The organism is Pseudomonas sp. 39004, assembly GCF_028682155.1.
GTDB lineage: Bacteria > Pseudomonadota > Gammaproteobacteria > Pseudomonadales > Pseudomonadaceae > Aquipseudomonas > Aquipseudomonas capeferrum.
In genome coordinates this window covers 26,947-52,471 of the sequence record NZ_JANIAG010000017.1, presented here as the reverse complement: position 1 = coordinate 52,471, position 25,525 = coordinate 26,947, and the positions used below count along the sequence as shown (strand labels likewise).

Annotated in this window: 21 protein-coding genes; 7 read left to right on the top strand and 14 right to left on the bottom strand. The window is 61.6% G+C overall.

Annotated elements, in window-relative coordinates; all coding sequences use genetic code 11:
* Positions 1 to 436: 436 nt before the first annotated feature.
* The gene (locus NP534_RS05185; protein WP_033697683.1) at positions 437 to 1,645 is read left to right on the top strand and encodes an FAD-dependent oxidoreductase; all 1,209 of its coding nucleotides are present in this window, start codon (positions 437 to 439) and stop codon (positions 1,643 to 1,645) included.
* Between the two features lie 296 nt (positions 1,646 to 1,941).
* Here the strand turns inward: NP534_RS05185 and ptrR are convergent, their stop codons facing one another.
* On the bottom strand, positions 1,942 to 2,808 hold the full coding sequence (gene ptrR, locus NP534_RS05180) for a putrescine utilization regulator PtrR (protein ID WP_033700022.1): 867 nt from the start codon (positions 2,806 to 2,808) through the stop codon (positions 1,942 to 1,944).
* 106 nt (positions 2,809 to 2,914) lie between these two features.
* Here ptrR and NP534_RS05175 point away from each other — a divergent pair, with 106 nt between their 5' ends.
* Positions 2,915 to 4,300 (top strand): aldehyde dehydrogenase family protein, encoded by a 1,386-nt coding sequence (locus NP534_RS05175; RefSeq protein WP_156310293.1) that lies wholly within the window; start codon positions 2,915 to 2,917, stop codon positions 4,298 to 4,300.
* A gap of 36 nt (positions 4,301 to 4,336) precedes the next feature.
* On the opposite strand, the gene NP534_RS05170 is transcribed toward NP534_RS05175, so the two are convergent.
* Both NP534_RS05170 and NP534_RS05165 read right to left on the bottom strand, forming a co-directional pair.
* The gene (locus NP534_RS05170) at positions 4,337 to 6,250 is read right to left on the bottom strand and encodes a hypothetical protein (RefSeq protein ID WP_274098010.1); all 1,914 of its coding nucleotides are present in this window, start codon (positions 6,248 to 6,250) and stop codon (positions 4,337 to 4,339) included.
* 71 nt (positions 6,251 to 6,321) lie between these two features.
* Positions 6,322 to 7,221, bottom strand: coding sequence for a helix-turn-helix domain-containing protein (locus NP534_RS05165; protein WP_274098009.1), 900 nt, complete (start codon positions 7,219 to 7,221; stop codon positions 6,322 to 6,324).
* Positions 7,222 to 7,371: 150 nt separating this feature from the next.
* On the opposite strand from NP534_RS05165, the gene NP534_RS05160 reads away from it, so the two are divergent.
* The 4 genes from NP534_RS05160 to NP534_RS05145 all read left to right on the top strand — a co-directional run bounded on the left by NP534_RS05160 (position 7,372) and on the right by NP534_RS05145 (position 12,311).
* Positions 7,372 to 8,730: a glutamine synthetase family protein gene (locus NP534_RS05160; protein WP_274098008.1), complete on the top strand. Its 1,359-nt coding sequence runs from the start codon at positions 7,372 to 7,374 to the stop codon at positions 8,728 to 8,730.
* Positions 8,731 to 8,795: 65 nt separating this feature from the next.
* Positions 8,796 to 9,884, top strand: coding sequence for a polyamine ABC transporter substrate-binding protein (locus NP534_RS05155; RefSeq protein WP_274098007.1), 1,089 nt, complete (start codon positions 8,796 to 8,798; stop codon positions 9,882 to 9,884).
* Between the two features lie 13 nt (positions 9,885 to 9,897).
* The gene (locus NP534_RS05150) at positions 9,898 to 11,193 is read left to right on the top strand and encodes an NAD(P)/FAD-dependent oxidoreductase (RefSeq protein WP_274098006.1); all 1,296 of its coding nucleotides are present in this window, start codon (positions 9,898 to 9,900) and stop codon (positions 11,191 to 11,193) included.
* A 440-nt stretch (positions 11,194 to 11,633) separates the two neighbouring features.
* Positions 11,634 to 12,311: a DUF3313 domain-containing protein gene (locus NP534_RS05145; protein WP_274098005.1), complete on the top strand. Its 678-nt coding sequence runs from the start codon at positions 11,634 to 11,636 to the stop codon at positions 12,309 to 12,311.
* A 39-nt stretch (positions 12,312 to 12,350) separates the two neighbouring features.
* Here the strand turns inward: NP534_RS05145 and NP534_RS05140 are convergent, their stop codons facing one another.
* The gene (locus tag NP534_RS05140; protein ID WP_274098004.1) at positions 12,351 to 13,727 is read right to left on the bottom strand and encodes an L-serine ammonia-lyase; all 1,377 of its coding nucleotides are present in this window, start codon (positions 13,725 to 13,727) and stop codon (positions 12,351 to 12,353) included.
* Between the two features lie 146 nt (positions 13,728 to 13,873).
* Between NP534_RS05140 and NP534_RS05135 the strand changes: the two genes are divergently transcribed.
* Positions 13,874 to 14,809, top strand: a complete 936-nt coding sequence (locus tag NP534_RS05135) for a LysR substrate-binding domain-containing protein (RefSeq protein WP_274098003.1) — start codon at positions 13,874 to 13,876, stop codon at positions 14,807 to 14,809.
* A gap of 18 nt (positions 14,810 to 14,827) precedes the next feature.
* Here NP534_RS05135 and NP534_RS05130 read toward each other — a convergent pair whose 3' ends face one another.
* From NP534_RS05130 to NP534_RS05085, 10 genes are all read right to left on the bottom strand, one after another.
* Positions 14,828 to 16,243, bottom strand: a complete 1,416-nt coding sequence (locus NP534_RS05130) for an undecaprenyl-phosphate glucose phosphotransferase (RefSeq protein WP_033697665.1) — start codon at positions 16,241 to 16,243, stop codon at positions 14,828 to 14,830.
* A gap of 214 nt (positions 16,244 to 16,457) precedes the next feature.
* Positions 16,458 to 17,222 carry a WecB/TagA/CpsF family glycosyltransferase gene (locus tag NP534_RS05125; protein ID WP_274098002.1) on the bottom strand — a complete coding sequence of 255 codons (765 nt, stop codon included), beginning with the start codon at positions 17,220 to 17,222 and terminating at the stop codon, positions 16,458 to 16,460.
* Positions 17,222 to 18,409, bottom strand: a complete 1,188-nt coding sequence (locus tag NP534_RS05120) for a glycosyltransferase family 2 protein (protein ID WP_274098001.1) — start codon at positions 18,407 to 18,409, stop codon at positions 17,222 to 17,224. Before NP534_RS05120 ends, NP534_RS05125 begins: the two co-directional genes overlap by 1 nt.
* Complete coding sequence (locus NP534_RS05115; protein ID WP_274098000.1) at positions 18,406 to 19,608, bottom strand: glycosyltransferase family 4 protein; 1,203 nt, start codon at positions 19,606 to 19,608, stop codon at positions 18,406 to 18,408. The genes NP534_RS05120 and NP534_RS05115 overlap by 4 nt, the downstream gene beginning before the upstream one ends.
* 49 nt (positions 19,609 to 19,657) lie before the next feature.
* A complete protein-coding gene (locus NP534_RS05110) occupies positions 19,658 to 20,659 on the bottom strand; it encodes a VirK/YbjX family protein (protein ID WP_274097999.1) in 1,002 nt (333 codons plus the stop codon).
* 7 nt (positions 20,660 to 20,666) lie between these two features.
* Complete coding sequence (locus NP534_RS05105; RefSeq protein WP_274097998.1) at positions 20,667 to 21,644, bottom strand: glycosyltransferase family 2 protein; 978 nt, start codon at positions 21,642 to 21,644, stop codon at positions 20,667 to 20,669.
* Between the two features lie 5 nt (positions 21,645 to 21,649).
* Positions 21,650 to 22,180: a serine O-acetyltransferase gene (locus NP534_RS05100; RefSeq protein ID WP_274097997.1), complete on the bottom strand. Its 531-nt coding sequence runs from the start codon at positions 22,178 to 22,180 to the stop codon at positions 21,650 to 21,652.
* Between the two features lie 8 nt (positions 22,181 to 22,188).
* Entirely contained in the window at positions 22,189 to 23,145 is a 957-nt protein-coding gene (locus NP534_RS05095; protein WP_274097996.1) for a glycosyltransferase family 2 protein, read from the bottom strand.
* Positions 23,138 to 23,755 carry an acyltransferase gene (locus NP534_RS05090; protein ID WP_033697657.1) on the bottom strand — a complete coding sequence of 206 codons (618 nt, stop codon included), beginning with the start codon at positions 23,753 to 23,755 and terminating at the stop codon, positions 23,138 to 23,140. The genes NP534_RS05095 and NP534_RS05090 overlap by 8 nt, the downstream gene beginning before the upstream one ends.
* Before the next feature lie 106 nt (positions 23,756 to 23,861).
* A complete protein-coding gene (locus NP534_RS05085; protein ID WP_274097995.1) occupies positions 23,862 to 25,328 on the bottom strand; it encodes an FAD-dependent oxidoreductase in 1,467 nt (488 codons plus the stop codon).
* Positions 25,329 to 25,525 lie beyond the last annotated feature (197 nt).

The following is a 25,525-nucleotide window of genomic DNA, read 5'->3' as shown; positions in this document are numbered from 1 at the left end:
CGACATGACACCAACTATCGGTACATGGTTATTTACCCTGCTTGCACAAACCAATATACGTTCAGTTTACAGCTGAGTGAGACAGTAGGGAATTTCCTACAAACATCTGGCTCAGCATCGCACCACCCAGAGAAACTACTTAGCACGTTGACCTCTATAAACAATGAACGCACGAACGCCACGGTAGGCATTTGATTAATTTTTGGAGCGCGCAGCACGCAATGGACAGGCCCGATGAAGACATACGTCGAAAACAAGCCGATATCGCGCTAAGCAGCGCACACCCGTACGCCTACTTCCAGCTACTGGGACTGATGCACCCGTTGTACGAGGATGTCTCGAACAGCGCCCCCCTGTCCCCAGAGGCCCGGCGCCGATTAAGCAGGCGAGTAGTAGCAGTTAGAAGTTATTCAACACATTATGAAAGAGTTCCTTTATGAAACGACGTCAATTTTTTATGGGTAGCGCGCTTGCATTGGCTTCAACAGCATCTCCTCTGTTCTTAAGAAAACTGGCAGATGCCTCACCACAGCAGAAGGCAGCGAGGCTACCAATAATGCCCACTTGCCCAACGGACGGCGAAGCGATCAAGCTGATCAATGCACAGATGAGTCGTATCGCCGGTGTCCATGCGTGTACCCGTCCATTCCGCCACGCGGGGCCGCGCATAGAAGCAGAGCTGCTGGGAAGCAAGCTTGTGGTACACAATTATGGGCATGGTGGTTCTGGTTGGTCACTCTCCTGGGGTTCAAGTATGCAAGCATTACGCATGGCACAGGCAGCGACGCCTGGGCTGCGTACCCTTGGTGTTATCGGGTGCGGCCCGCTTGGCCTTACTTCTGCGTTATTGGCACAACACGCGGGTCTGTCTGTACGTATATACGCAAAGGCCCTACCACCGAACGTGTCATCCATGGGAGCCACCGGATTATGGTCCCCGGATTCGCGCTTCTGCGACCTGCAACATGAGGCTGACTGGGCGGCACGCTGGAATGAGATGGCTAGAACTTCATTCGATAAGTATCAGCAAACGGCGGGTTTGCCAGGCAGACTAGTCGAATGGTTCAATGGTTATAAACTCTCCGATACACCATTCCCGGTTAAAGACCTCTACGGCTCGCCTCCACAAACAAAAGATGAAGACGAGCCTGAGTATGCTAGGTTTGCAAACGACTTCCTGCCGCCGCAGATAGATCTGCTTCCTGGCGGTCACCCGTTCCCAACCCGATACGCGCGGTGCTGGACCAGCTTGATGTTCAACATCACGCCCTATGCGAGTAAGCTGGTGGCTGATTTCTTGGCCGCTGGTGGAAAGGTTGATATCAGGGCATTCAACCATCCAAACGAGCTGCTGACATTGCCAGAATGCACCTTTATCAACGCTACCGGTTACGGTGCCAAGGCGTTGTTCAATGACGAGACCGTTATTCCTGTGCGCGGGCAAACAGTGCGTTTGATGCCGCAGCCGGAGGTCATCCACGGATTAAGAGCTGAACAGTTTCTCGTCATGCCGCGTCGTGACGGATTGATCGTGCAGAATATGGACGAAACAGGGAACTTCAACAATAGCAACGATGCGCCAGACCTTGTTGAGGCCAAGGCCATTCTTGAGCAAGCTGCAACGTTTATCGCACGCATTGGATAGTTGCATCGCATTGGGTACTGGTCAACTTGCCGCACGCTGCGTCACGTTGAACCGTGGAAGCCGAACCCGCTCGCGTTCTGCATCCCCTGAGCCAGGAGATCTATCAACGTCATGGTGATCCAGCCTGATCGCCAGCGCTTCCCCGGCAGCGTCCATCGTTGAGTCGATCAAACCCAAGGAGAGCGCCTTCGGGTCGTGACAGGCTTCGTATTTCTCGAAGCCCCACCCCCGAGGCCTCCCAAGCTTCCTGAACCCGGCGTGTGCTATACCCCCCCTTCGTTATGGCACCCGAAACATCAACTCAGGCGCCGCTCTTCAAGCAACTTCACAAACATGCTCAAACTCCGCGAAACCGCGCCCCGCCGCCACACCAGCCACGTCTTCAAATATCGAAAATCTTCCGACATCGGCCAGGCGCTCACCGTGCTGCAGCCCGGCATGTTGTCGAGCATGCTGCGCGGCATCATGGCCAGCCCCGCCCCGGCGCTCACGCAGGCCAGCATCCCGTGATAAGACTCCATCTCATGGATCTTGCCCGGCACGGCCTGGTCCTGCACAAACCAGTTCTCGAAATGATGGCGGTACGAGCAGTTGGCGCGAAACGCGTAGATGCTCTCGCCGTTGACGTCCTGGGCACGGGTTACCGGTGCATGGTTGAGGGGCGCGATGACCATCATCTCTTCCTCGAACACCGGCATGCCCTCCAGGGTTGGATGCAGCAGCGGCCCGTCGACGAACGCCGCGACCAGGCGCCCGGACAACACCCCTTCGAGCATGGTGCCGGAAGGCCCGGTCGAGAGGTCGAGGTCGACCTTGGGGTAGCGCTGGTTGTACGCCGCCAGCAACGCAGGAATACGCACTGCCGCGGTGCTTTCCAGCGAGCCCAGGGCAAAGGTGCCCTGCGGGTCCTCGCCCGCCACGGTCAACCGCGCCTCGTGCACCAGGTCGAGAATGCGCCGGGTGTACTCGAGAAAGTTCCAACCCGCCGGCGACAGGCGCAGGCGGCTCTTCTCGCGGATGAACAGCTCTACGCCCAGGTCTTCTTCCAACTGCTTGATGCGCGTGGTCAGGTTCGAGGGCACCCGATGGATATGCTGCGCGGCAGCGCTGATGCTGCCCTGCTCGGCCACTGCCTTGAAGATTTCCAGTTGCACCAGGTCCACAGTCATTCTCCAAACGTGAATGTTTCGCTCATTATTATTCAGTTTTCATTAAAACCCTACACCACTAGTCTGGCGTCACTGATTAACAACAACGAGAGTGTCCGCCATGAGCGCGATCAGCAGCCTGACCCATGCCATCTCCCTCGACCCGCACAGCGGCGAGCAGATTGGCGCCTACCCCTTCGATACCGACGCCGCACTGGAAGCGGCGCTGCAACGTGCCAAGGTGGGCTATGGGCAATGGCGGCTGGTGTCGCTGGGTCAGCGCAGCGAGTACCTGCTTGCCCTGGCCAGCACCCTCGAAGCCAAGGCCGAAGCCTTTGCGCAGATGATCAGCCGTGAAATCGGCAAGCCGATCACGCAGGCCCGTGGCGAAGTGAGCAAGTGCGTGGGGCTGTGCCGCTGGTATGCCGAGCACGGCCCGGCCATGCTGGCAGCAGAGCCGACGCAGATCGAGAAAGCCCGCATCGAGTACCGCCCGCTGGGGCCGATCCTGGCCGTGATGCCGTGGAATTTCCCGGTCTGGCAGGTGCTGCGCGGCGCTGTGCCGGCGATCCTCGCCGGTAACACCTACGTGCTCAAGCATGCCCCGAACGTCATGGGCAGCGCTTACCTGTTGGGTGAACTGTTCAAGGATGCCGGCCTGCCGGAGGGCGTCTTCGAAGTGCTGAACGTGACGCCGGACGGTGTCACCCGCGCCATCAACGACCCACGCATTGCCGCCGTGACCCTGACCGGCAGTGTGCGCGCTGGCATGGCGATTGGTGCACAAGCCGGGGCCGCGCTGAAGAAGTGCGTGCTGGAGCTGGGCGGGTCCGACCCGTTCATCGTGCTGGCCGACGCCGACCTGGATGCCGCAGTCAAGGCGGCTGTCATCGGTCGCTACCAGAACACCGGCCAGGTCTGCGCCGCGGCCAAGCGCCTTATTGTCGAAGAGAGCATCGTTGAAGCCTTCACCCGCAAGTTCGTTGAAGCGACGCGCGCGCTGAAAGTCGGCAACCCGCTGGAAGACGACACTTACATCGGCCCGATGGCCCGCTATGACCTGCGCGACGAACTCGATGGCCAGGTCCAGGCGACCCTTGCCGAAGGCGCTACCCTGCTGCTGGGTGGCAACAAGGTCGAAGGCGTGGGCAACTTCTACGCACCGACCGTGTTTGCCAACGTCACCCCTGAGATGACCGCGTTCAAGCAGGAGCTGTTCGGGCCCGTGGCCGCGATCATCACGGCGCAGGATGCCGACCATGCGGTGGCATTGGCCAACGACAGCGAGTTCGGCCTGGCCGCGACTATCTACACGGCTGACTATGCTCTGGCTGAACGCATGACCGCGGCACTGGATACCGGTGGCGTGTTCATCAACGGCTACTGCGCATCCGACCCGCGCGTCGCCTTTGGTGGCGTGAAGAAGAGTGGTTTTGGCCGTGAGCTGTCGCACTTTGGTGTACGCGAGTTCACCAACGCACAGACGGTGTGGCTGGACCGTAACTGACCGGTGCATTGGGGCCGCCTTGCGGCCCCAATCACTTCAATCCCTGACCTGGTCTTTCACCCAGTCCAGCATCCCACCTGGCACGATCAGCTCATGCCGTGCCCGCGAACAGGCGGTATACAGGCCCGCCAGCATCCGTGCACGTTCGTTGCGATTGCCCGCCACCACCGGCGTGACCATCAGCTCCGGTGACACCATCACCCGGGCGAACTCCATGTTCTTCACGTCGCTCACCCGCCCCAGGAACAGCTTGGGCGCCTTGTCCCAGCGATAACGGCTCTTGGCCTTGGCAAAATGCTCTGGCGTATAGCCCTTGCGCAGCATGTTGGCCACCGCCACGAAGGCCTTGTCATCGCCCTTGTCCTGCTCCAGCGCCTGCCAGCTGGCGTAGCGGAACAACATGGGGTGGCGCGGCCGGGTGCCAAACCGGTACAGCTCGATGCAGTCCTCGACGAACAGCTCGAAATCCTTGCGTGCGCTCTTCAGCAGCACGAAGGGCACGCCTTGGTGAGTGAGGCGCTGGAACCAGCCAAACAGCCCCCATTCATCATCGACGATCAACGCCGTGGGCTGTTCCGGCACCGTGACGGTGTCGAAGAAGCTGACCCGGGTGTAGTGTTCGGCACTGCCACTGAACGCGGCCTGTATCTTGGCCGGGTGCGCCTGGATCAACGGGTTGAGCACGTTGTCCATCGCCGGCCCGGCGCGCAGCGAATGGTCGATGTAGCGCTGACGGATAAAGCCGCCATGGTGCGGGCTCAGGCCGTTGAGGTTCTGCAGCTCGTCGCCCAGGGTGATGACCGATTGCGGGCTGCGGTCCAGCACGGCGAGCATCGGCGCCGAAAGCTCGTGGGCCTCGTCGACGATGATGTGGGTGTAACGGCTGTCGATCACGTCCTGCGTCAACGACAGCAGTTTGACCCGGTGGTAATCACGCACTGGCAGCTGGATTTCCCGCGTTGATGGGCGGATCAGCTCCTGCCAGTACAAGCGCGCCTTCTCCAGCAGCACTTCCTGGTCCAGCGGCGAGGTGCCGGGCCCAGCCCAGGGCAAATGGTGCAACTGCAACTGGGCATCGCCGGTTCGGCAAAAACTGCGCACGGCCTTGATACACAAGGCCACGACATCGCGAGCGTCAAGCGGGCCGATATCGGGGATATTCAACCACTTCACCACCTGCGCTTCCTGCGGGCGCCAGGACAGCTTGGTGCGATACGGGTCGCGCAGGCGCCAACCATTACTGGTGAGGTCACGGTTGAGTAGTTCGTCTGCCAACTGCCCGAAGGTCAGCGCGGTGTAGGCCTGGGCATCCTTGACGCGTGCCTGCAATGCGCGCAGTTGGCCCTCGGTCAAGGCCAGCAGCAGCGTGCGCGGGGGGTCGAGCAAGCGGGCGAACTGATGGATCAGGAAGGTCTTGCCGGTGCCGGCGAAACCTTGCACCGCAACAGACTCGTCGACGCCGGAGAGAAACTCTCGCAGCAGGCGGTTTTGTTGATCACTCAACAAAAGGTCACTGGCCAATGAGGGCAGGTAGACCGGGTGCAGCGGCGTGACCTGCTGCCGGTAGCTGTCGGCAAAGCGGAAATTCCACTGGCCTTCGGCATCGAGCAACGTGTCGCTGTCGTACTCGACCTCGGTGGCCAGCAGGCCGATGCCATTCTCTCCCAGCATGCCCAACCCCATGGCGAACGCCTCGCGGTCGAAGTGCTGCGCCACCTGGCCCTGAAAGCGGCCCGGTGCGGCGGTTTCGACTTCGCTGGCGATGCGCACGATTTCGGCAAAGCGCCGTTCCTGTGCGTCTGCCGTCCCAATGGCCGGCTGGCGCGGCAGGTTCTGCACAAACAGCACTGCAGCCGCCTGCACAACACTGGCAGTTGAGAAAAAGTCGCTGGCAGCAGGCTCGCTGGCGAGACGGTCGGCTAGGTCACTGGGCAAAGGCAGGTAGAACATCGGGACCTCGGGTGGGAACAGCCCGGCACGATAACAACTTTCCGAGGGGTGTGCTGGGTTCAGTGTTGCCCTCAGCCCCTGCCCCGCTTCAGCGTTTCACTCGGCAACTCGCGGAACAACTGCCGGTAGCTTTCGGAAAACCGCCCCAGGTGCCAGAACGACCAGCGCATCGCCACCTCGGCCACCGTGACATCGGCCTGGCGCAGCAGGTCTCGGCGCGCGCCGTTGAGGCGGCGCAAGCGCAGCCAGTGCGCCGGCGGCATACCGGTGAACGCCTTGAACGCCTGTTGCAACTGGCGCAGGGAAACACCGGCCACGTCGGCCAGCGCAATCAAATTGAGCGTCTCTTCGGGGCAGTCCGCCGCCCACTCACTGACCCGGCGCATGATCTCGCGCGCTTCACTTCGCCTGCCCAGCGCACCACCGTCCAGGCGCTGGCAGGCACTGTCGAGAATGAACAGGCAGTCTTCCAGCAGTTGCTCGGCCAGCGCCTGCCCCTGCAACGGGCAATCGGCATGGCCCAGGCGGGTCAGGGTGGCGCTCAGCCAACTGCCGAACAACGCGTTCTGGCCACTGCCCAACGGCACCATGAACAGCCCGTCCAGGCGCTGGGTATCGAGACCATGACGGGCCAGGAACGCCTGGTCGAACACCACCGCCACCTCTTCGTAGTTTTCCGGGGTGATCCAGATATTACGGCTCTGCTCGTTGAGCAGGTAAAGGCTGTTCTCCGTGCGGTCGAAGCAGAACGCCAGCGAACCGCTCGGGGGGCGGAAGAATTGCTCGACACGGGTGTTGAGACGCTCTTCATACACCTCCACGCCGTCCAGCCCCAGGCAGCGCAGTTCGCCACTGAAGTGCCCCGGCGACATTTGCCGGTACTGCTGTTGCCAGCCTGGGGTGGCACGCACCTGCTCGGTGACATCGGTGGTGTGGAAAGCCTGGACCTGCAAGGCATTGGGCGTTGTCACGCATCGTCCTGTTGCACTCTTTTGGTGCATTGATTGCCGGAGAAAGTGGATAGATTGCCCTGGGGGCTGCGACCAAGATAGTCCCCAGCGCGTCACCTGGGAAGCCACCGGCTCCCGCCGCGCACACAAAAACCCAACCAAGAGGTCTGTATGAACGCCCCCTTCGATCAGCTGTCCACCTGGCTGAAAGAACACCGGATCACCGAAGTCGAATGCGTGATCAGCGACCTGACCGGCATCGCCCGCGGCAAGATCGCGCCCACCGCCAAGTTTCTGCATGAGCGCGGCATGCGCCTGCCCGAAAGCGTGCTGCTGCAGACGGTCACTGGCGACTACGTTGACGACGACATCTACTACAGCCTGCTCGATGCCGCCGACATCGACATGATCTGCCGCCCTGACCCGGCTGCGGTGTACCAGATCCCCTGGGCGATCGAGCCGACCGCGATCGTCATTCACGACACCTTCGACAAGCAAGGCAACCCCATCGAGCTGTCACCGCGCAACGTGTTGAAGAAGGTGCTCAAGCTTTACGCCGACCAAGGCTGGCAGCCGATCGTCGCGCCGGAGATGGAGTTCTACCTGACCAAGCGCTGCGAAGACCCGGACCTGCCACTGCAGGTACCGTTGGGCCGCTCCGGGCGCGCTGAAAGCGGTCGCCAGTCATTCTCGATCGACGCCGCCAACGAATTCGACCCGCTGTTCGAAGACGTCTACGACTGGTGCGAACTGCAGGGCCTGGACCTGGACACGCTGATCCACGAAGACGGCCCGGCGCAGATGGAGATCAACTTCCGCCACGGCGATGCCCTGGACCTGGCCGACCAGATCACCGTGTTCAAGCGCACCATGCGCGAGGCGGCGCTCAAGCACAACGTTGCGGCTACCTTCATGGCCAAGCCGATTACCGATGAACCTGGCAGCGCCATGCACCTGCACCAGAGCGTGGTGGACATCGCCACCGGCAAGCCGGTGTTCGCCAATCAAGACGGCAGCATGAGCGAGCTGTTCCTGCACCATATCGGCGGTTTGCAGAAGTACATCCCCAAGCTGCTGCCGATGTTCGCGCCGAACGTCAACTCGTTCCGCCGCTTCCTGCCGGACACCTCGGCACCGGTCAACGTCGAGTGGGGCGAAGAGAACCGCACCGCCGGGCTGCGCGTGCCAACCTCAAGCCCCGAGGCGATGCGCGTCGAGAACCGCCTGCCGGGCGCCGATGCCAACCCGTACCTGGCCATCGCCGCGAGCCTGCTGTGCGGCTACCTGGGCATGATCGAGAAGATCAACCCGAGCGCGCCGGTGCAGGGCCGGGCTTATGAGCGACGCAACCTGCGCCTGCCAATCACCATCGAAGATGCCCTGCAGCACATGGAAGACTGCGAGACCGTGCAGCAGTACCTGGGCAAGCAATTCGTCCAGGGCTATGTCGCGGTCAAGCGTGCCGAGCACGAGAACTACAAACGGGTGATCAGCTCCTGGGAGCGTGAATTCCTGATGCTCAGCGTTTGATTTGCCCGGGGCGCGCGGCGCCCCACCTCCATCGAAACCAAGAACAAGACCAACGAGGTGTCGACATGCGTCATCTGCAATCCCTGGTTCCTGCTGCATTCACTTTGCTGTTCGGCGCTGCCGCCCATGCCGCACCGACCGTCAGCGTGTACAACTGGACCGACTACATCGGTGACACGACACTGGCCGACTTCCAGGCCAGCAGTGGGGTCAAGGTGGTCTATGACGTGTTCGACTCCAATGAAACCCTGGAGGGCAAACTGTTGGCCGGTCGCACCGGCTACGACGTGGTCGTGCCTTCCAACCACTTCCTCGCTCGCCAGGCCCAGGCCGGGGCCTTTTTACCGCTGGACCGCAGCAAGCTGCCCAACTGGAAGCACCTTGACCCAAAGCTGCTCAAGCAGCTTGAGCAGAACGACCCCGGCAACCAGTACGCAGTGCCCTACCTGTGGGGCACCAACGGCATCGGCTACAACGTCGACAAGGTCAAGGCCGCACTGGGCATCGACCACATCGACTCCTGGGCGGTGCTGTTCGAGCCCGAGAACCTGAAAAAACTCAAGCAGTGCGGCGTAGCCTTCATGGACTCGCCCGACGAGTTGTTCCCGGCGATCCTCAACTACCTGGGCATGGACCCACGTAGCGAAAACCCGGCGGACTACGCCAAGGCAGAAGCCCGCCTGCTCGAATTGCGCCCTTACATCACCTACTTCCACTCCTCAAAATATGTCTCGGACCTGGCCAACGGCGATGTCTGCGTAGCCTTCGGTTACTCCGGCGACGTGTTCCAAGCCGCCAACCGCGCGGTGGAGGCGAACAACGGCGTCAAGGTTGCCTACAGCATTCCCAAGGAAGGCAGCAACCTGTGGTTCGACCTGCTGGCCATCCCCAAGGACGCCGCCAACCCGGACCAGGCCCTGGCGTTCATCAACTACCTGCTCGAGCCGCAGGTGATCGCCAAGGTCAGCACCACGGTCGGCTATGCCAATGCCAACCCCGACGCCCAGGCCTACATGGACAAAGCCCTGGTGCAAAACCCCGAGGTCTATCCACCCCAGCACGTGCTGGACAAGCTGTACATCTCCAGCACGCCCAGCCCCAAGATCATGCGCGTGATGACCCGCTCCTGGAGCAAGATCAAGTCCAACCGCTGAGCCGAGAACACCCATGCCTTTCGATACCCTGCACACCGCTTCGTATTATGCCGCCACGGCACGCCACACGGCGCCCTACCCCAGCCTGGACAGCGAACTGACGGCCGATGTCTGCGTGGTCGGCGGCGGCCTCACTGGGGTCAATACCGCGCTGGAACTTGCCGAACGGGGGCTGTCGGTGATCTTGCTCGAAGGCCGGCGCATCGGTTGGGGCGCCAGCGGACGCAACGGGGGCCAACTGATCCGCGGCATAGGCCATGACGTCAGTGGTTTTGCCCGTTATGTCGGCCAGGATGGCGTGCGTTACCTGCAACAGGCTGGCATCGATTCGGTGGCCTTGGTGGCCAGGCGCATCGAGCAATACGGTATTGCCTGTGACCTGCGCTGGGGCTTCTGCGAACTGGCCAACACCCCTGCGCAGTTTGCCGCCTTCAAGGCCGAACAGGACGACCTCGCCGCGCTGGGTTATCGGCACGAAACACGCCTGGTCAGCCCCGAGCACATGCACCAGGTCGTCGCCAGCGACCAGTACGCCGGTGGTCTGGTGGACATGGGCTCGGGCCATCTGCACCCACTGGACCTGGTGCAGGGCGAGGCCCGCGCGGCTGCGGGCCTTGGCGTGCGCATCTTCGAGCAGAGCCCGGTACTGCGCATCGAGCATGGGCCTACCGTGACCCTGCACACCGCCCACGGCAAGGTCAGGGCACACAGCCTGGTACTGGGCTGCAACGCCCACCTCGATGAACTGGAGCCGCGCCTGAGTGGCAAGGTGCTGCCAGCCGGCAGCTATGTGGTGGCCACCCAGCCGTTGCCAGAGGCGCTCGCCAGTAGCCTGATCCCGCAGAACATGGCGCTGTGCGACCAGAAGGTCGGCCTGGACTACTACCGCCTCACCGCTGACCGCCGTCTGTTGTTCGGGGGTGCCTGCCATTATTCCGGGCGCGACCCCAAGGACATTGCCGCCTACATGCGGCCGAAGGTACTCAAGGTGTTCCCGCAGCTGGCCGAGGTACGCATCGATTACCAATGGGGCGGCATGATCGGCATCACGGCCAACCGCTTCCCCCAGGTCGGGCGGCTAAGCCAGCACCCGAACGTCTACTACGCCCAGGGCTATTCGGGGCATGGGTTGAACGTGACCCACTGGACGGCCAAACTGCTCGCCGAAGGCATTGCCGTTGGCCAAAGCCAAGGGCTGGATGTGTTCAGTGCGGTACCGCACCTGACCTTCCCGGGCGGCAAGGCGCTGCGGTCACCGCTGCTGGCGTTGGGGATGTTGTGGTATCGGTTGCGCGAGGTGCTGGGTTAGGCGCTGCCTCTGCGCCCTCATCATGCAAGCCTGTGTGATGAGGGCGAACCAATGTAGAACCTGAAGAATATTCGCTAACTTGCTGATTTATAAGGCATGCAAGGTAAGAGCATTTAGTACAAAGCACTTAAAGAATCGCTTGTAAGCCTTTGCATTGTATAATGTTTATCAATTTAAGCGCCGGCCCTGCAGGGCGCGGGGCAGATCGCGTCGAAATCTCGTAGGGTCACCTTGCCGATAGCACCCGCCTCATGCAGTACGGCAAGGTCATCACGCAACGACTCAATCAGTTTGCTGCTCACAACAGACCTCCACTAAAACACCCGACTGCAACGCCCGGCATACCGCCACCGCCTTTCGAGATTGCCCTTGACCACTGGCCAACTCCCCCGCACCTGCTAGCGTTGTTCTGGCCGACCCCTCATGGATGCATCACGATCATGAAATCACTGCCTCGCATCACCCTGTTATGCGCAGCTTTGCTTGCCGTCGCGGCCTGCTCCAGCAACCGCGTGGACCCCAGCGACTACTCAGGCTTCCTGAAGGACTACAGCCGCCTGCAACCCGCTGAAAGCCCTTCTGGCGCACCGGTGATGCGCTGGATGGACCCCAAGGTCAACGTCAATCAGTACAGCCAGGTGTTCATCGAGCCCAGTCAGTTCTACCCCAAACCGCAACCGACAGCGGTCATCTCGGCGCAGACGCTGCAGGAGATCACCCGTTACTTCAACGAAGCGATGCGCCGTGAACTGGGCAGTGTACTGACCCTGGCCAAGGCCCCCGGCCCGGGCACCATCGTCGTACGCCCGGCGATTACTGCGGTCTCCACCAGCAACGAGGGCTTAAAGGCCTACGAAGTGATCCCGATTGCGCTGATCTCGGCAGGCGTGAATACCGCCATGGGCGGCCGTGACCAGGACGTAGATGTCGGTGTCGAGGCAGCCTTCCTCGACGGCGCCAGCCAGAAGGTGCTCGCTCAGGTGGTGCGCAAGGGCGCAGGCAAGGAGCTAGAGAACGACACCCAGAAGCTGACCCTGGATGACGTCAAGCCCGTGCTGGATGGCTGGGCCAAGGACATGCGCGCAAGCTTTGTAGCGCTGAAACAGAAAAACCGCTAACCAGCCCCGGGGCCGCAAGGCGGCCCCGGGCAGGGTGAATCAGCACTCGACATAGGCGACAGCAAGGCCGCCGCGCGAGGTTTCCTTGTAGTTGGCATGCATGTCCGCACCGGTGTCGCGCAAGGTGCGGATAACCTGATCGAGCGAGATGAAGTGCTCGCCATCGCCGCGCAGGGCCATCTGCACCGCGTTGATTGCCTTGACCGCAGCAATCGCGTTGCGCTCGATGCACGGCACCTGCACCAGCCCGCCGACCGGGTCGCAGGTCAGGCCCAAGTTGTGCTCCAGGGCAATCTCGGCGGCATTTTCCAGTTGCGGTGGCGTGGCACCGAGCACTTCGGCAAGGCCGGCCGCCGCCATCGAGCACGCCGACCCCACTTCGCCCTGGCAACCGACTTCGGCACCGGAAATCGAAGCGTTGGTCTTGCACAGGATGCCGACCGCGGCCGCTGCAAGCAGGAACCTCACCACATCGTCATCGCAGGCATCCGGGTTGAACTTCATGTAGTAGTGCAGCACGGCCGGGATGATGCCTGCCGCACCGTTGGTGGGCGCCGTCACCATGCGCCCGCCGGCGGCGTTTTCTTCGTTTACCGCCAGGGCAAACAGGTTGACCCACTCCATGGCGCTAAGGGTCGAACCGATTACGTTCGGTTTGCCCAACTCCTGCAGGCTGCGGTGCAGTCGTGCGGCGCGGCGCTTGACCTTCAGGCCACCCGGCAGGATGCCCTCATTGCGCAGGCCATTTTCGACGCACTCACCCATTGCCGCCCAAATGCGCAGCAGCCCTTCGCGCACCTCGGCTTCCGTGCGCCAGGCACATTCGTTGGCCATCATCAGTTGCGCGACACTCAACCGGTGCGCCTTGCACAGCGCCAGTAGCTCAGCCGCGCTGGCAAACGGATACGGCTGGTCGACCGAACTCGTTTCACTCTGCGGGGCATCGACCTCAGCCTGCTCGACGATGAAACCGCCGCCCACCGAATAGTACGTCTGGCTGAACAGGCTGCTCTGCCCGCCCAGCGCTTCCAGGGTCATGGCGTTCGGGTGATACGGCAGGCTTTCGTCCAGCAGCCGCATGTCGCGGGTGTAGTTGAACGCAAGCGGGTGGCTACCATCGAGCATCAGGCAGTGCTCCTGCATCAGCTGGTCGATCCGCGGCTCGATGGTGGCGGGGTCGATCCGGTCCGGCCACTGGCCCATCAGCCCGAGCAGGCACGCACGGTCGGTGGCGTGGCCAACCCCGGTGGCCGACAGCGAGCCATACAGCCGCACCTCGACGCGCGTCACCTGGGCCAGCAAACCGCGCTCGCGCAGGGCTTGGGCAAAGGTCGCCGCTGCCCGCATCGGGCCCACGGTATGGGAGCTCGAAGGGCCGATGCCGATTTTGAAGAGGTCGAAAACACTGATAGCCATACTAATGCCTGACCGGACTGGACAGAAACGCCCATGCACGGTTCTCTGGGAAAATTGAACGCTACTGCGAAGTTGAGCGATACTGACCTGCTGCGGCAAGGATGACCAACGAAACCTCCTAAGCAAGGCTTTAGTGGTACTAAACGATGAGACGACAACTCAATGGCCAGATGTTCGTCTGGCTGCATGTGTTCTCCTGTGCGGCTCGGCATTTGTCATTTACCCGCTGCGCCGAAGAACTGCATATCACCCCGGGCGCCGTCAGCCAGCAGATGCGCCAGCTGGAGGAACGGTTGGGCTATCGCCTGTTCCTGCGGCGCGCGCGCGGCGTCGAGCTGAGCGCCGAAGGGCAACGCCTGGCCCAGACGGTGGCCGAGGCCTATGGCAGCATCGAGGCCGAGCTGCTGCGCCTGGACGCCGGTGAGATCCGCGGCACCTTGCGCCTGCGTTCTATTCCGTCATTTCTGGCCAAATGGCTGACGCCGCGTTTGCCGCGCTTTCAGCAGCGCTACCCGGACATCGAGTTGCGGCTGGTGGCCGAAGACAGCGCACAGGCACTGCACCCGGGGGACTTCGACCTGGCCATCGACCTGAACGATGGCAGTTACCCGGGCATGCTGTCGACGCCGCTGCTGGACGAGCAGATCTTCCCGGTCTGCTCGCCCACGCTGCTGCGTGGCCGACCACCGCTGCACGGGCCGGCTGACCTTGCGCATTACCCCCTGCTGCATGACATCACCGCCTGGCGAGGGGCCTCGGAGTACGCTGAATGGGAGTTCTACCTGGAAGGTATCGGCGCGGGCGGCCTCGATGTACGGCGGGGGCATACCTTCAACCGCAACCACCTGACCATCGAGGCGGCGATTGCCGGGGTTGGCGTGGCAATCGCCCGGCGAACCCTGCTCAACGATGAACTGGAACGGGGGGCGCTGATCGTGCCGTTCGGGGTAGCGATCGCCAACCACAAACGCTATGTGGTGCATTACCCGCCCGGCGGGCTGACCCAGCCCGGCGCCCGCGCGGTGCATGATTGGCTGGTGGAAGAAGCTCGCGGGTTCAGGGAACTGCACCCGCTGGGGTGAGGGCCGATCAGCGTCGGGCTAGTAGGCCTGCTTGCCGGTAAAGGCATTGAGCGTGCGGACCAAAATGACAAAGTCGAGCCACAACGACCAATTGTTGATGTACTCGATGTCCGAGTCGACCCGCTGGATCATCTGCTCGATGTCTTTGGTTTCACCCCGGAAGCCCCTGACCTGCGCCAGGCCGGTCATGCCGGGTTTGATATTGTGCCGCGCAAAGTAGTCGACAATGTCTTGCGAATACAGCGTATCGTGCTGAAGTGCATGGGGGCGCGGCCCCACCAACGACATTTCGCCGGTCAATACATTGAACAACTGCGGCAACTCGTCCAGGCTGGTCTTGCGAATAAAAGCGCCCACCCGGGTGAGCCTTGGGTCATTCTTCTGAGCCTGTTTGACAACGCCATTTTCCGGTTGATGAACATGCATGCTACGGAACTTCCAGATGCGGAAGGATTCACCCGTCCAGCCCATCCGCTCTTGCCTGAAGAAGACCGGGCCGCGACTGTCGATCTTGATCGCGATGGCCACCGCCAGCAGCACCGGTGAGGCACACAGTAAAATCAATGCGGCCAGTACCCGGTCTTCGAGGTTCTTCAGAAACAGACTCATGCCGGTCAAGGGTGTTTCCGACAAAGTCAATACCGGAATACCGGCAATTTCCCGCACACTGTGGTTAATCAAGCGCAACGAGAAGATGTCCGGCACCCAGTTGACCGCAATGCACTTGTCGAGCAACTTCAAATACACGTCGTTAATCACTTCGGAGCCACCCAGCGGGGTGACCAGGTACACCGTGCGAATGGCGTGCTTGGCGACAATCTCGTCAAGGTCGGTGACATGCCCGAGCACCGGCAGGCGCTGCTTTGCGTCGGCACTGCCCTGCTCAGCCGAATCATTGATCAGCACGCAACCCAGCACCCGCTCACCGAACCAGGGGTTGTTGCTGATCTTCTGGTGCAGGAAGTTGGCAAGGTCACCCGCCCCGATAATAAGCGCGTTGTCCAGGCGGGCGTGGGCGGTAAAGCGTTTTTGCAATTCACGCACCACCACATGTAAAAACAGCTGGGCAAAATAACCAAAAACAAACAACTGCACCACCAACAGCCGCGAGTACGTCTCGCTTTGTTTGGTAAGAAATGCCATGACCACCAGAAAACAAAAGGTTGCCGACCACGCCTTGAACAACCTGAACGCCTTGATCGACAAACCGACGTTGGTTCGATAAATTGCATAATGGTCGTAAATAACCGCCAGCGCACCAATTAACAACAGCAGCATGATCACATAATCAGAGGTAATGTGACCGAATTGATCATAGATCAAGTACCAGGCAACACCGGTTACTGCAATTCCATCTAGACCCGCTTGAATGGCGTTACTTACGCTGCTTCTTCGCTGAAGTAAGGAACGACTGCTTCTGGGTTCGAGAACCATTTCAGACCTCATTAATTTGAGCGTAGCAAGTGCCTTGCAGCTTACTCAATCAATCAATAACAGCCTTTAAAGTAGAATCCTGTATTCTGAATAATCTTTGCCGCCCCCCCCAAGGCCGCTTGCTATCACTGTAGCAGTCGCTCGCCCACCCGGCGGGCGGAATCCGCCCTGCGATGGATTTTGGCCATTTCAGACGGTTCGCCTGGCCGAATCGTCAGATACGCCTGGGCGTGTTACCGGCATCGAGCGTCTTTGCCTTGGTGCAGAACAGGGTTCGTAGAAGGAACGCCGGGTTACCCACCACGTAACGCATGAACAGGCGTTTAGGCTCCTTGACCAAACGGAAGATCCACTCCCCGCCCAACCGGCGAAGCCAGGCCGGGGCCCGGCTGACCTTGCCGCCAAGAAAGTCCAGAATTGCCCCACCGCAGACGATCAGGCACGGCCCGCCACTGGCAACCAGCCTTTGGGCAAGCGCTTCCTGCTTGGGCATCCCCATGCCCAGCACGATCAGCTCCGGCTGCGTTGCCCGGGCAAGTTCAAGGTAAGTGGCTACATCGGCAAAACCATCGTGGACCGACACCGGCACCAGGCCGAAGCGGGCCTCGCTGCACTGCACCGCCTGGCCCAGAAACGGCTCTCGGGTACCCCAGAATGCAACTCGCCGCCCCTTGAACGCCGCCATCAGCTTGGGGATGAGGTCTGTGCCATTCATGTTCAGCCCAGGGTCCAGCCCCAGGCGGCGATACAGAATCGCCATGCCGGCCCCATCACGCAGCAGCACATCGGCCGAACACAGCGCCTTGCAGTAATCCGCATTACCCGCCACCAGGTTCATGCCATGGGCATTGACGAAACCCAGTACCGTCGGCGCCTCGGGCCGGCACAGTGCCTCAAGCAGAAGTTGCGCTTGCGCAGGGTCTCTGACTACCCGCAGTTTGCCGATAATCGTTTTCCAGCGGCTTTGCCATTCGCTCATCAGCTGTCATCCCGTTTCGAGCGCACCCATTCAACCTGGCGTTTGATCAAGAAACCCAGATACAAAGGGATCTTTCTCGCGGCGTAGAAAGGGGCGTAAAGCAACACCGAAAACGGGATCAGTTCCCGAGAGAAACGCCACCACGCCAGCAGCACCGCCACACCCAGCATTGCCAAGGCCGCCGTGGCGATCCACGCCGGTGCCGTGATACCGAACAGCAGCGCGGCCAGCCAGCACACGCCTACCACCACTATCAAGGCCAGTACCAGCAACGCCAACGGCGGGACCATCAGGTCCAGGGCCATGGCCAGCAGCGGCCAATTGCGCCGCGCGAGCGCGCCCACCAGCAAGCTGGGCACTTCGGCCACGATCACCCCCAGGTGGCCATGCTCCCAGCGAGTACGCTGGCTGCTCAAGCCTTCCTGGCTAAGCGGGAACTCGCTAGTAACCTGCGCGGCAGGGCAAAACAGCGGTGGTTTGCCGGCCTGGCACAAATCCAGGCCCAGCTTCAAGTCTTCGACGAGGTGCCCATTGGCCAAATCGACCGCTGCCAGGTCCCGCCAGGAAAATGCCATGCCCGCACCCATCAGCTGACAAGGCCAGCCCAGGCGTGCCCACCCTCGCGGGCGCACCAGGTTCTTCACCCGCCAGGCAAATTCGGCGATCTGCACTTTCAGGCCCGCGCCGGCGGGCGCGTGCATCAGGTAGAGCGCCTGCACAGGCCGCGCAGCTTCAAGGCAGCGGCGTGCCAGCAGGTCGATGGCGCCCTCACCCACCAGGCAGTCGGCGTCGACGATGATCACCACCTCTGGCGGGTCCTGCGCCAGATGCCGCACACCAAAGTCCAACGCATAGCCCTTGCCACGCAGTTGATCGTTGTGCCGCTCCACCACTTCAGCGCCCGCCCTGCGCGCCAACTGCGCGGTGTCGTCGCTGCAATTGTCCGCTACCACCAGCAAACGGTCATGCGCCAGCATTTGCGGGCCGACGCTCGCCAGCGTCGAAGCAATGATCGACGCCTCGTTGTGCGCAGGCACCAGCACCGCCACGCGCGGGCGCCTGGCACTGGCCGCAGGCTGTGGCCGTGCAGGCAGGCAAGCCAGCAGCACCTGCGCGAACAACACCAACGATGGCAGCAGGATGGCAACCGCCACCAGGCCTACTAGCCACGCCAATAGGCTGATCATGCGCAGGCCTTGAAGTAGCTGGCCAACTTGGCGGCCTCGGTATCGATATCGTGGCGTTGCAGCACCCGCTCATACGCCGCCTCGCCCATGCGCTGCAACACGTCGGCGGGTTGCGCCAGGCAATCGGCCATTGCCGCAGCCAGCTCCTCCACCGTGCCCGCCGGGAACAACCAGCCATTCTCGCCCTGGCGAACCAGCTCGGGGATGCCCGCTACATAAGTCGTCAGCACCGGCCGGCGCAACGCCATGGCCTCCATGATGACCACCGGCAAGCCCTCGGCGAAGCTGGGCAACACCAAGGCACGGGCCGCCAGAATTTCGTCCCGCACCTGGGCGCCGCTGATCCAGCCGGTTATCCGCACCTGTGCCTGCAAGCCATGGCGGGCGACCAGGGCCTCGATCTGCCCGCGCATCTCGCCATCCCCTGCCAATACCAGCTCGAATGCAACGCCTTGGGCGGCCAACAGGCGGGCCGCCTCGATCAGCAACAGCTGGCCCTTCTGTTCGCACAGGCGCCCTACGCACACCAGGCGTGGCGCTGCAGGTGCGGCCACAGCGGCGACGGCATGAAACTCGCGTTCCAGGCCACAATGCACCACCTTCACTTTCCCCCAGTGCTCATGGGCCACCCAGCGGAACAACTGGCTGCGCCCGTAAGAACTGACCGCCGCGACAAACGCTGCGCGGCGCACCTTTTCGCCCACGTGCAGAAATTGCGGTTTATCGAATTCTTCCGGGCCGTGCACGGTAAAGCTGTAGCCAGGCCCGCCGAGTGCATGGGCCAGCATCACCACCTCGGTGGAGTTGGTGCCAAAGTGCGCGTGCACGTGCTTGGCGCCAAAGGCCTGCAACCAGAGCAAGACCTTGCACGCCTCTGCCAGGTACACCAGGTGATAAGGCCAGGCCCGGTCTGCGCGCTGGCCCATGCGCAAGGCCAGCCACAGGGTGGCGAAGAAGCGCCTCGGCTCGGCGCGCATTACCTGCAGCGTCGGTGCCAACAACCCCTTGACGCCGTCCTGCAGCACGTAGCGGGTCTTGTCCCGCTCGGCAATGTCCTCGGCGTCCTGCAATTCGGCGTCCCAGCCCCGCAGGGCAATGCGCTGGATCTCCATGCCCTGGCGCTCCAGCGCCAGCATTTCGCGTCGAATGAAGCTATGGCTGACCTTCGGGTACTGGTTGATGAAGTAAGCAATGCGCATAGGAATCCAATTCAATGCCTGCGTAATGAACCCTGCCAGCGGCAACCCGTTACTTCAGGCTGTCGATCGCCGGCGGCGGCCCCCCTGCCGATGCACGTTCAAGCACATCCCCCTTCATCCCTTGTAGCCCATGGTTGTGCTCGCTGCCTGACAATGCAGCTTCAAGGCGGGCGAAAACGTCATCCAACAAGGCATGACGCCGGCGGTACATCGCCCGCTTCTTGGGCGCGATGTCGTCTGCCGCACGCTTGGCCGCGGCCAAAGGCAGACTGAAAAAGTCCTCGCGTTCTGAAGCTGTAGCGCCGTTTTCCTGCCAGATGACGTCGTAATGGGCGGCCAGGTCTTGCGCCTTGTCGGCGCCAAAATAGGGATGACGATGGTGGCGGTGCGCATCGCCGACGGCGTAGATGCGCACTACCCCCAGTGCTCTGGCCATGCACTTGAAGGCTTCCAGCAGAAAACTTCTGGGGCGCAGGCCTTCGAAGTCCTTGGTCAGGTCCCTGTAGATGTTCAACGACGTTTCGCTGTCGATGCCCTTGTGAATGCCCTGGACGGCGCCAATGAACAGGCACAACTCACCGTGCTGGCGGCACAGGGTGAACGCCAGTGACGCTACGCGCAGATCGCCCTGGAACAGGTTGAGCACCAGCTCACCTTCACGCTTGAACCAGATGGGCCGGTCCAGCATCAGGGCGCACCCTGTCGAATAGGCCGACAGGTCACACAGGGTCAGGCTGTCGTCCCGGCCCAGCAGCAACAGTTTCGGAAACTGCCTGGCCACCTCTTCGAAGTGCGACGCCACCACCCCCAGGCGCTCCTGCGCCTGCCAATTCTTGCTGATGTAGGGCCACTGCACGACGCCGATGCAATCCACCCCAAGCCTTGCAAAGCGGTCATCACCCAGCGCAGACGACATGCGCTGCATGAACGCCTTCAGGGCGGGCCACTGCCTGGCGATCTCTACCGTCAGCTTGGCTTTGTTGTTCAAGGCCCGCAGCGAGTAGCCGGGTTGCAGGGTGAGCACACTTTTCACTATCGATCTGGCAATCATAGGGCTCTCATTTGTACTCGATCAACGCGGCCTTGCCGGCAGCGAACCGGTTCAACAGGAACTTTACCTGCCCAAGCATTTCAGGGAATTTGCCAAGCACCAGGAACACCGCCTGCAACCAGTTCTCGCGCCTCGACTTGCCACCGCGACGCGCCAGGCGCGCGGCCTGCAGCGGGTAGATCAGCAACAGCAGCAGCGCCCAGCCACCCAGCAGGCCACCGGCAAGCACTGTCGCCAGCGGGATACCCAAGCCCCACAGCCAGGCGCGGCGAGACTCGCGCAACCAGTGGTGCTCTGGCGCACGCCCATGCAAAAAAGCACCTTCGGCATAGGCATGGCCGGCCCGCAAACTGCGTCGCCACCACTGGCTGAAATGGGTCATGGCCGCATCGTGCAAGGTCATTTCAGCGGCCAGCCGCCAGATCTTCCAACCCTTGGCGCGCAAGCGCACGCACAACTCTGGCTCTTCGCCGGCAATCAGGTCCGGGCGGAACCCGCCCACTTGGGTGAACGCGTCGACACGCATCAATGCATCGCCACCACAGGCCTTGGCTTCACCGATGGGCGTGTCCCATTCCAGGTCGCACAGCCAGTTGTAAATCGAGCGCTGGGGGAACCGTTCGCGGCGACGCCCGCACACCACCGCCAGCTCAGGGTGCGCCTGCAGAAATGCCTGGGCGCTGGCCAACCAGCCTGGGTCCACCTCGCAATCACCGTCGACAAACTGCACGTAGCGCATCGATGGCAACAGCCGTTGCAGGCAAGCGAAGCCCTCGTTACGCGCCCGGGCTGCGGTGAACGGGCGGGCCATGTCGAGCGCCAGCACGTGCACGCCCAAGGCCTGCGCCATGGCCACAGAGCCGTCGCTGGAGCCTGAGTCGACGTACACCACCTGCTCCGCGCCGTGCGCCAATGAGCGCAGGCAGCGCTCCAGGCGCAGCCCCTCATTGCGGCCGATCACCACCACGCCGATACCTGTCTCCATGGGCCTCACTCGACCGGGCACGCCGCAGCTTCAGTTGGTTTTCGACGCTTGACGGTCGCGGGTACACCGACTGCCAGTGAGTCGTCGGGCACATCGATCAGCACCACAGCGTTGGAGCCAATGGTCACGTTGTTGCCGATGCGGATATTGCCCAGCACCTTGGCCCCTGCGCCGATATCGACGTTGTTGCCAAACACCGGCGCAATCGGCTCGTTGACGTTCTTCAGGCCCACCACCACACCGTTGCGAATACGGCAGTCATCGCCGAACCGGGCGTAGCCACTGATGACGATGCCGCCAAAATGGTCGATGACGAAGTTGCGGCCGATCACCACCTCGCAGGGCAATTCCACCCCGGTGATGATCTGCACGAACTTGAACAGGATCTTGTAGAGGATGGAGAACAGTTTGCGCAGCAGGGCCGGGCGCACACCATAGCGCCAGCGCCCAAAGCGATACACCAGCAGCACCCAGAACCCCTGGGCGCCCCAATCACCACCGTGTGCACGCAAGTCCGCGCGGATATTCTCGAACATGGCTTCACCTACCGTGTGGGTTGGGTTGCGAACCGGGTCTTGAACAACAGCGACCAAGTGGTCTGGCAATGCCGCCAGCAGGCCCGTATCGCAGCGCGGCCCCTTCCCTTCAACAGCGCCTTGAGTGCCAGTACGAGGTCCCCTATGCACACCAGCAGCATGTGCAGTGCCAGCCCGGTAACACCGTGGTGTTTGCGAAAGTACAGCAGCTCGCTTTCGATCTGGTAACTGGAGATCTGCCGGCTGGCCGCCTCCAGTTCGCTGACTGACTTGGAGCTTTCGCCGCCGATGTGCACCACCGTGGTATGGGGATAGAACACCACCTTCCAGCCCGCCTCCTTGACCCGCTTGCAGTGGTCAACTTCCTCGTAGTACAGAAAGTAGCGCGGGTCGAACAGGCCGACCTGGTCCAGCACTTCTCGACGGACCAGGTAGAAGCAACCGGGCAGCCAGTCGCACTCCCGTACCGAGCCATGGTCCCAGCTCATCTCGTCGACCATTTTCAAGCCGGGGAAAAAGCGCCCCAGCCCGGTACGGCCGACAAACACGTTCAGGGGCGTCGGGAAGTAGCGGCAACTGGGTTGCAGGTCACCCTCGCGGCCTTCCAGGCGCACGCCTAGCACACCGCACTCAGGGTGGTTGTCCATGTACTCGATGGTTTTGGCCAGGGAGTCGGCCGCCACGAAGGCATCGGTGTTGAGCAGCAGCGCGTACTTGCCCTGCAGGTGCGCAAGCAACTGGTTATTGGCACGGCCAAAACCGACGTTCTTCTTGTTGCTCAGCAACAGCGCCTCGGGGCACACCTTGGCCATGCGCTCTACAGAGTCATCGACCGAGGCATTGTCGACAACCAGGTAACTGGCGAGCTTTTCGCTATCGGCCTGGCGCAGCGCATCGAACATGGGCTGCAGCAAGGACGCGGTATTGAAATTGACCACCATGACATCGACGGGTTTTCTATCCATTGCTACCGTCCCCGAAGAAGTACTGCCGCCGTTGCGCAGCAAGGGCCGGCTCGACCGCCGGGTCGAAGGCACCTTTGCGCTGTTTGACCATTTCGATCCAGGGGTAGCTTTCGCAGCGATCCTCGACCCTTTTGATCAGGGCCTCGGTGGTGCAGATGAACTTGGCCGGGTTGCCGCCCACCACGGTGCCGGGCAGCACGTCTTTGGTGACCACCGCACCGGCAGCCACGATCGAGTCGGGCCCGATGGTCACGCGGGGCATGACGATTGCGCCATGGCCGATGAAGCAGTTGTCCTTGATGTCGATGTAGCCGACAGAATCGAGGTGTTTGCCGTAGCAGAGCTCGATCAGCGCGACCACGCCATCGTGCCCGATCAGGGTGCAATCCGAGAGCCCGACGTTATTGCCAATGCGCACCAGCGCAGGGTCGGTGACGTTGCACCCAGGGTTGATGTGAAAGTTGTTGCCTACCGAATGAAACTTGCCCCAGCGGGCCAGGTAGTTGCCCCACTCCCGTCCTGTAGGGTTACAGAACTTTTTGTATGTCGAGCCTCCACGCCCTGTGGAATTGACATAATACGTCAGTGCACTCCGTAGCCATCCATTCATTCTGCAAGCCTCGCAATCAAAGCGAATCTGGACTGTCCCTGAGGCGAATTCGGTCTCGTTCTTCTTGGTGCTGACCGCATCGCACTCAACCCATTTACAACGTGCGTTACACCGTGGCACCCGTAGCCGATTTCAATTTTTCATTGAGGTGGTCCGCCAGCCGCACGGCAAATTGCAACAACGGCATGGTCGGGTTGGAAGCGCCGCCCTTGGCGAAGATACTGCTTCCCGCAATGTAGAGGTTCTGGGTGCCGAAGACTTTGCAGTCGGCATCGACCACACCGAACTCGGGTGAAGCGGCCATGCGCGTGGTGCCCATATGGTGGGCATGCGGCGCCATCTTCAGCGGCACCGACGTGTCATACACGAAGTCATTGAGCTTGACGTAGCCAAGGTCCATGTCGGCGAACTGCTTGGCCAGTTCAGTACCAATGCACTTGATGGTGTGCCGGTCGGTGTCGCTCAACGCCCAATTGACGTTGACCTTGGCCACCCCCAGTTGATCCTTTTCATCCAGCAGCGATATACGGCTTTGCCGGTTGGGGAACTGCTCGATCATCGTGCCGATCACGCCGTCGCCGGGGCAGCTGAACTTGGCGAAGAATTCGATTTTGCTGGCAACGCCCATGTCGCAGGCGAGGTTCTCCAGAAAGTGTTTGACCTCGGCCGTGCGGCCATAGGTCTGAACATCCGAGAGCAGTGCGGCGGTCACATTGCCTTTACCTGCCTGGTACTCCGCGACAAAGGCATCGGTGGTGTAGTACTGGCGCATCTCCTTGTCCTGGTCCGACTTCAGGATGAAGGTCCCCATGTCGATATTCAGGTGTTCCATGAAGCAACACCCGGTCAGCCCTTGCTTGTCGACGATACCGGCGGCCAGCAGGGTTTCACTGTTGAGCAATTGCCGCGCATTCTCGATGGCGCCGGTCGCCAGGATGAAGTGCCTGGCCTGCACGCGCTGACGATGGCGGTCGTAGTCAGACACCACCGCCGCCACCACCTGGCCCGAGGCTTTGTCGAATTCAAGATCGACGCAGTTGCAATTGATGAATACATCCAGCCCCGCAGTCTCATTCAGCGCTGTTGCGTACTTCTGTGCAAAGCGCGTCGGCGGGCTGAGCAGGAAGCGGTCAGGCTCGAAGTCGCCGCCACTGAGCCCGGTGTTCATCGCATGAAACGCCGAGCCTGACGGCAGGTCGACGATCGCCATGGCCGCCGCCAGATAACCCTCGATTTCCGAATACGGGATGGGCCAGCCGGGCAAGTCACCAGGCGGTGCAATGGCGAAATCCGAAGGGGTAAAAGGCCGGCAGCGCCCCGCCCAGTGATTGGACGTGCCGCCCAGATAACGCAGGCGTGTTTCCTCGGCGTACAACTCAAGGCCAGTCGACGTGCACTGGTACAGCCCTTGCGAATGCGGCGAATACTCGTGCCCGCCCCCTTCGGCCAGCATCACGTTCCAGCCGGCAGCCGCCAACCGCAGCGCCAGGGTAATGCCTGCGGGGCCAGCCCCGATGATGCAAAAATCGTAGCCGTCACGCAGCGTTTTCTGCTGCTGATAGTCCTTGATCATGCTTGCTCGTTCCGGAAGTACTGCGACGGCAACACCCAGCCATTGATCACCACGAAGCCGGTATTTTCGACGGGTTTGCGTGCAACGTCTGCGCCCACGCCAAACACGGCGCCGCCAACGCCCAGCAAGACACAGCTCTGAAGAAAGCCCCTACGACCCAAAAGCGCAGTACACAACGTAAGCTTCCCCATGATCCC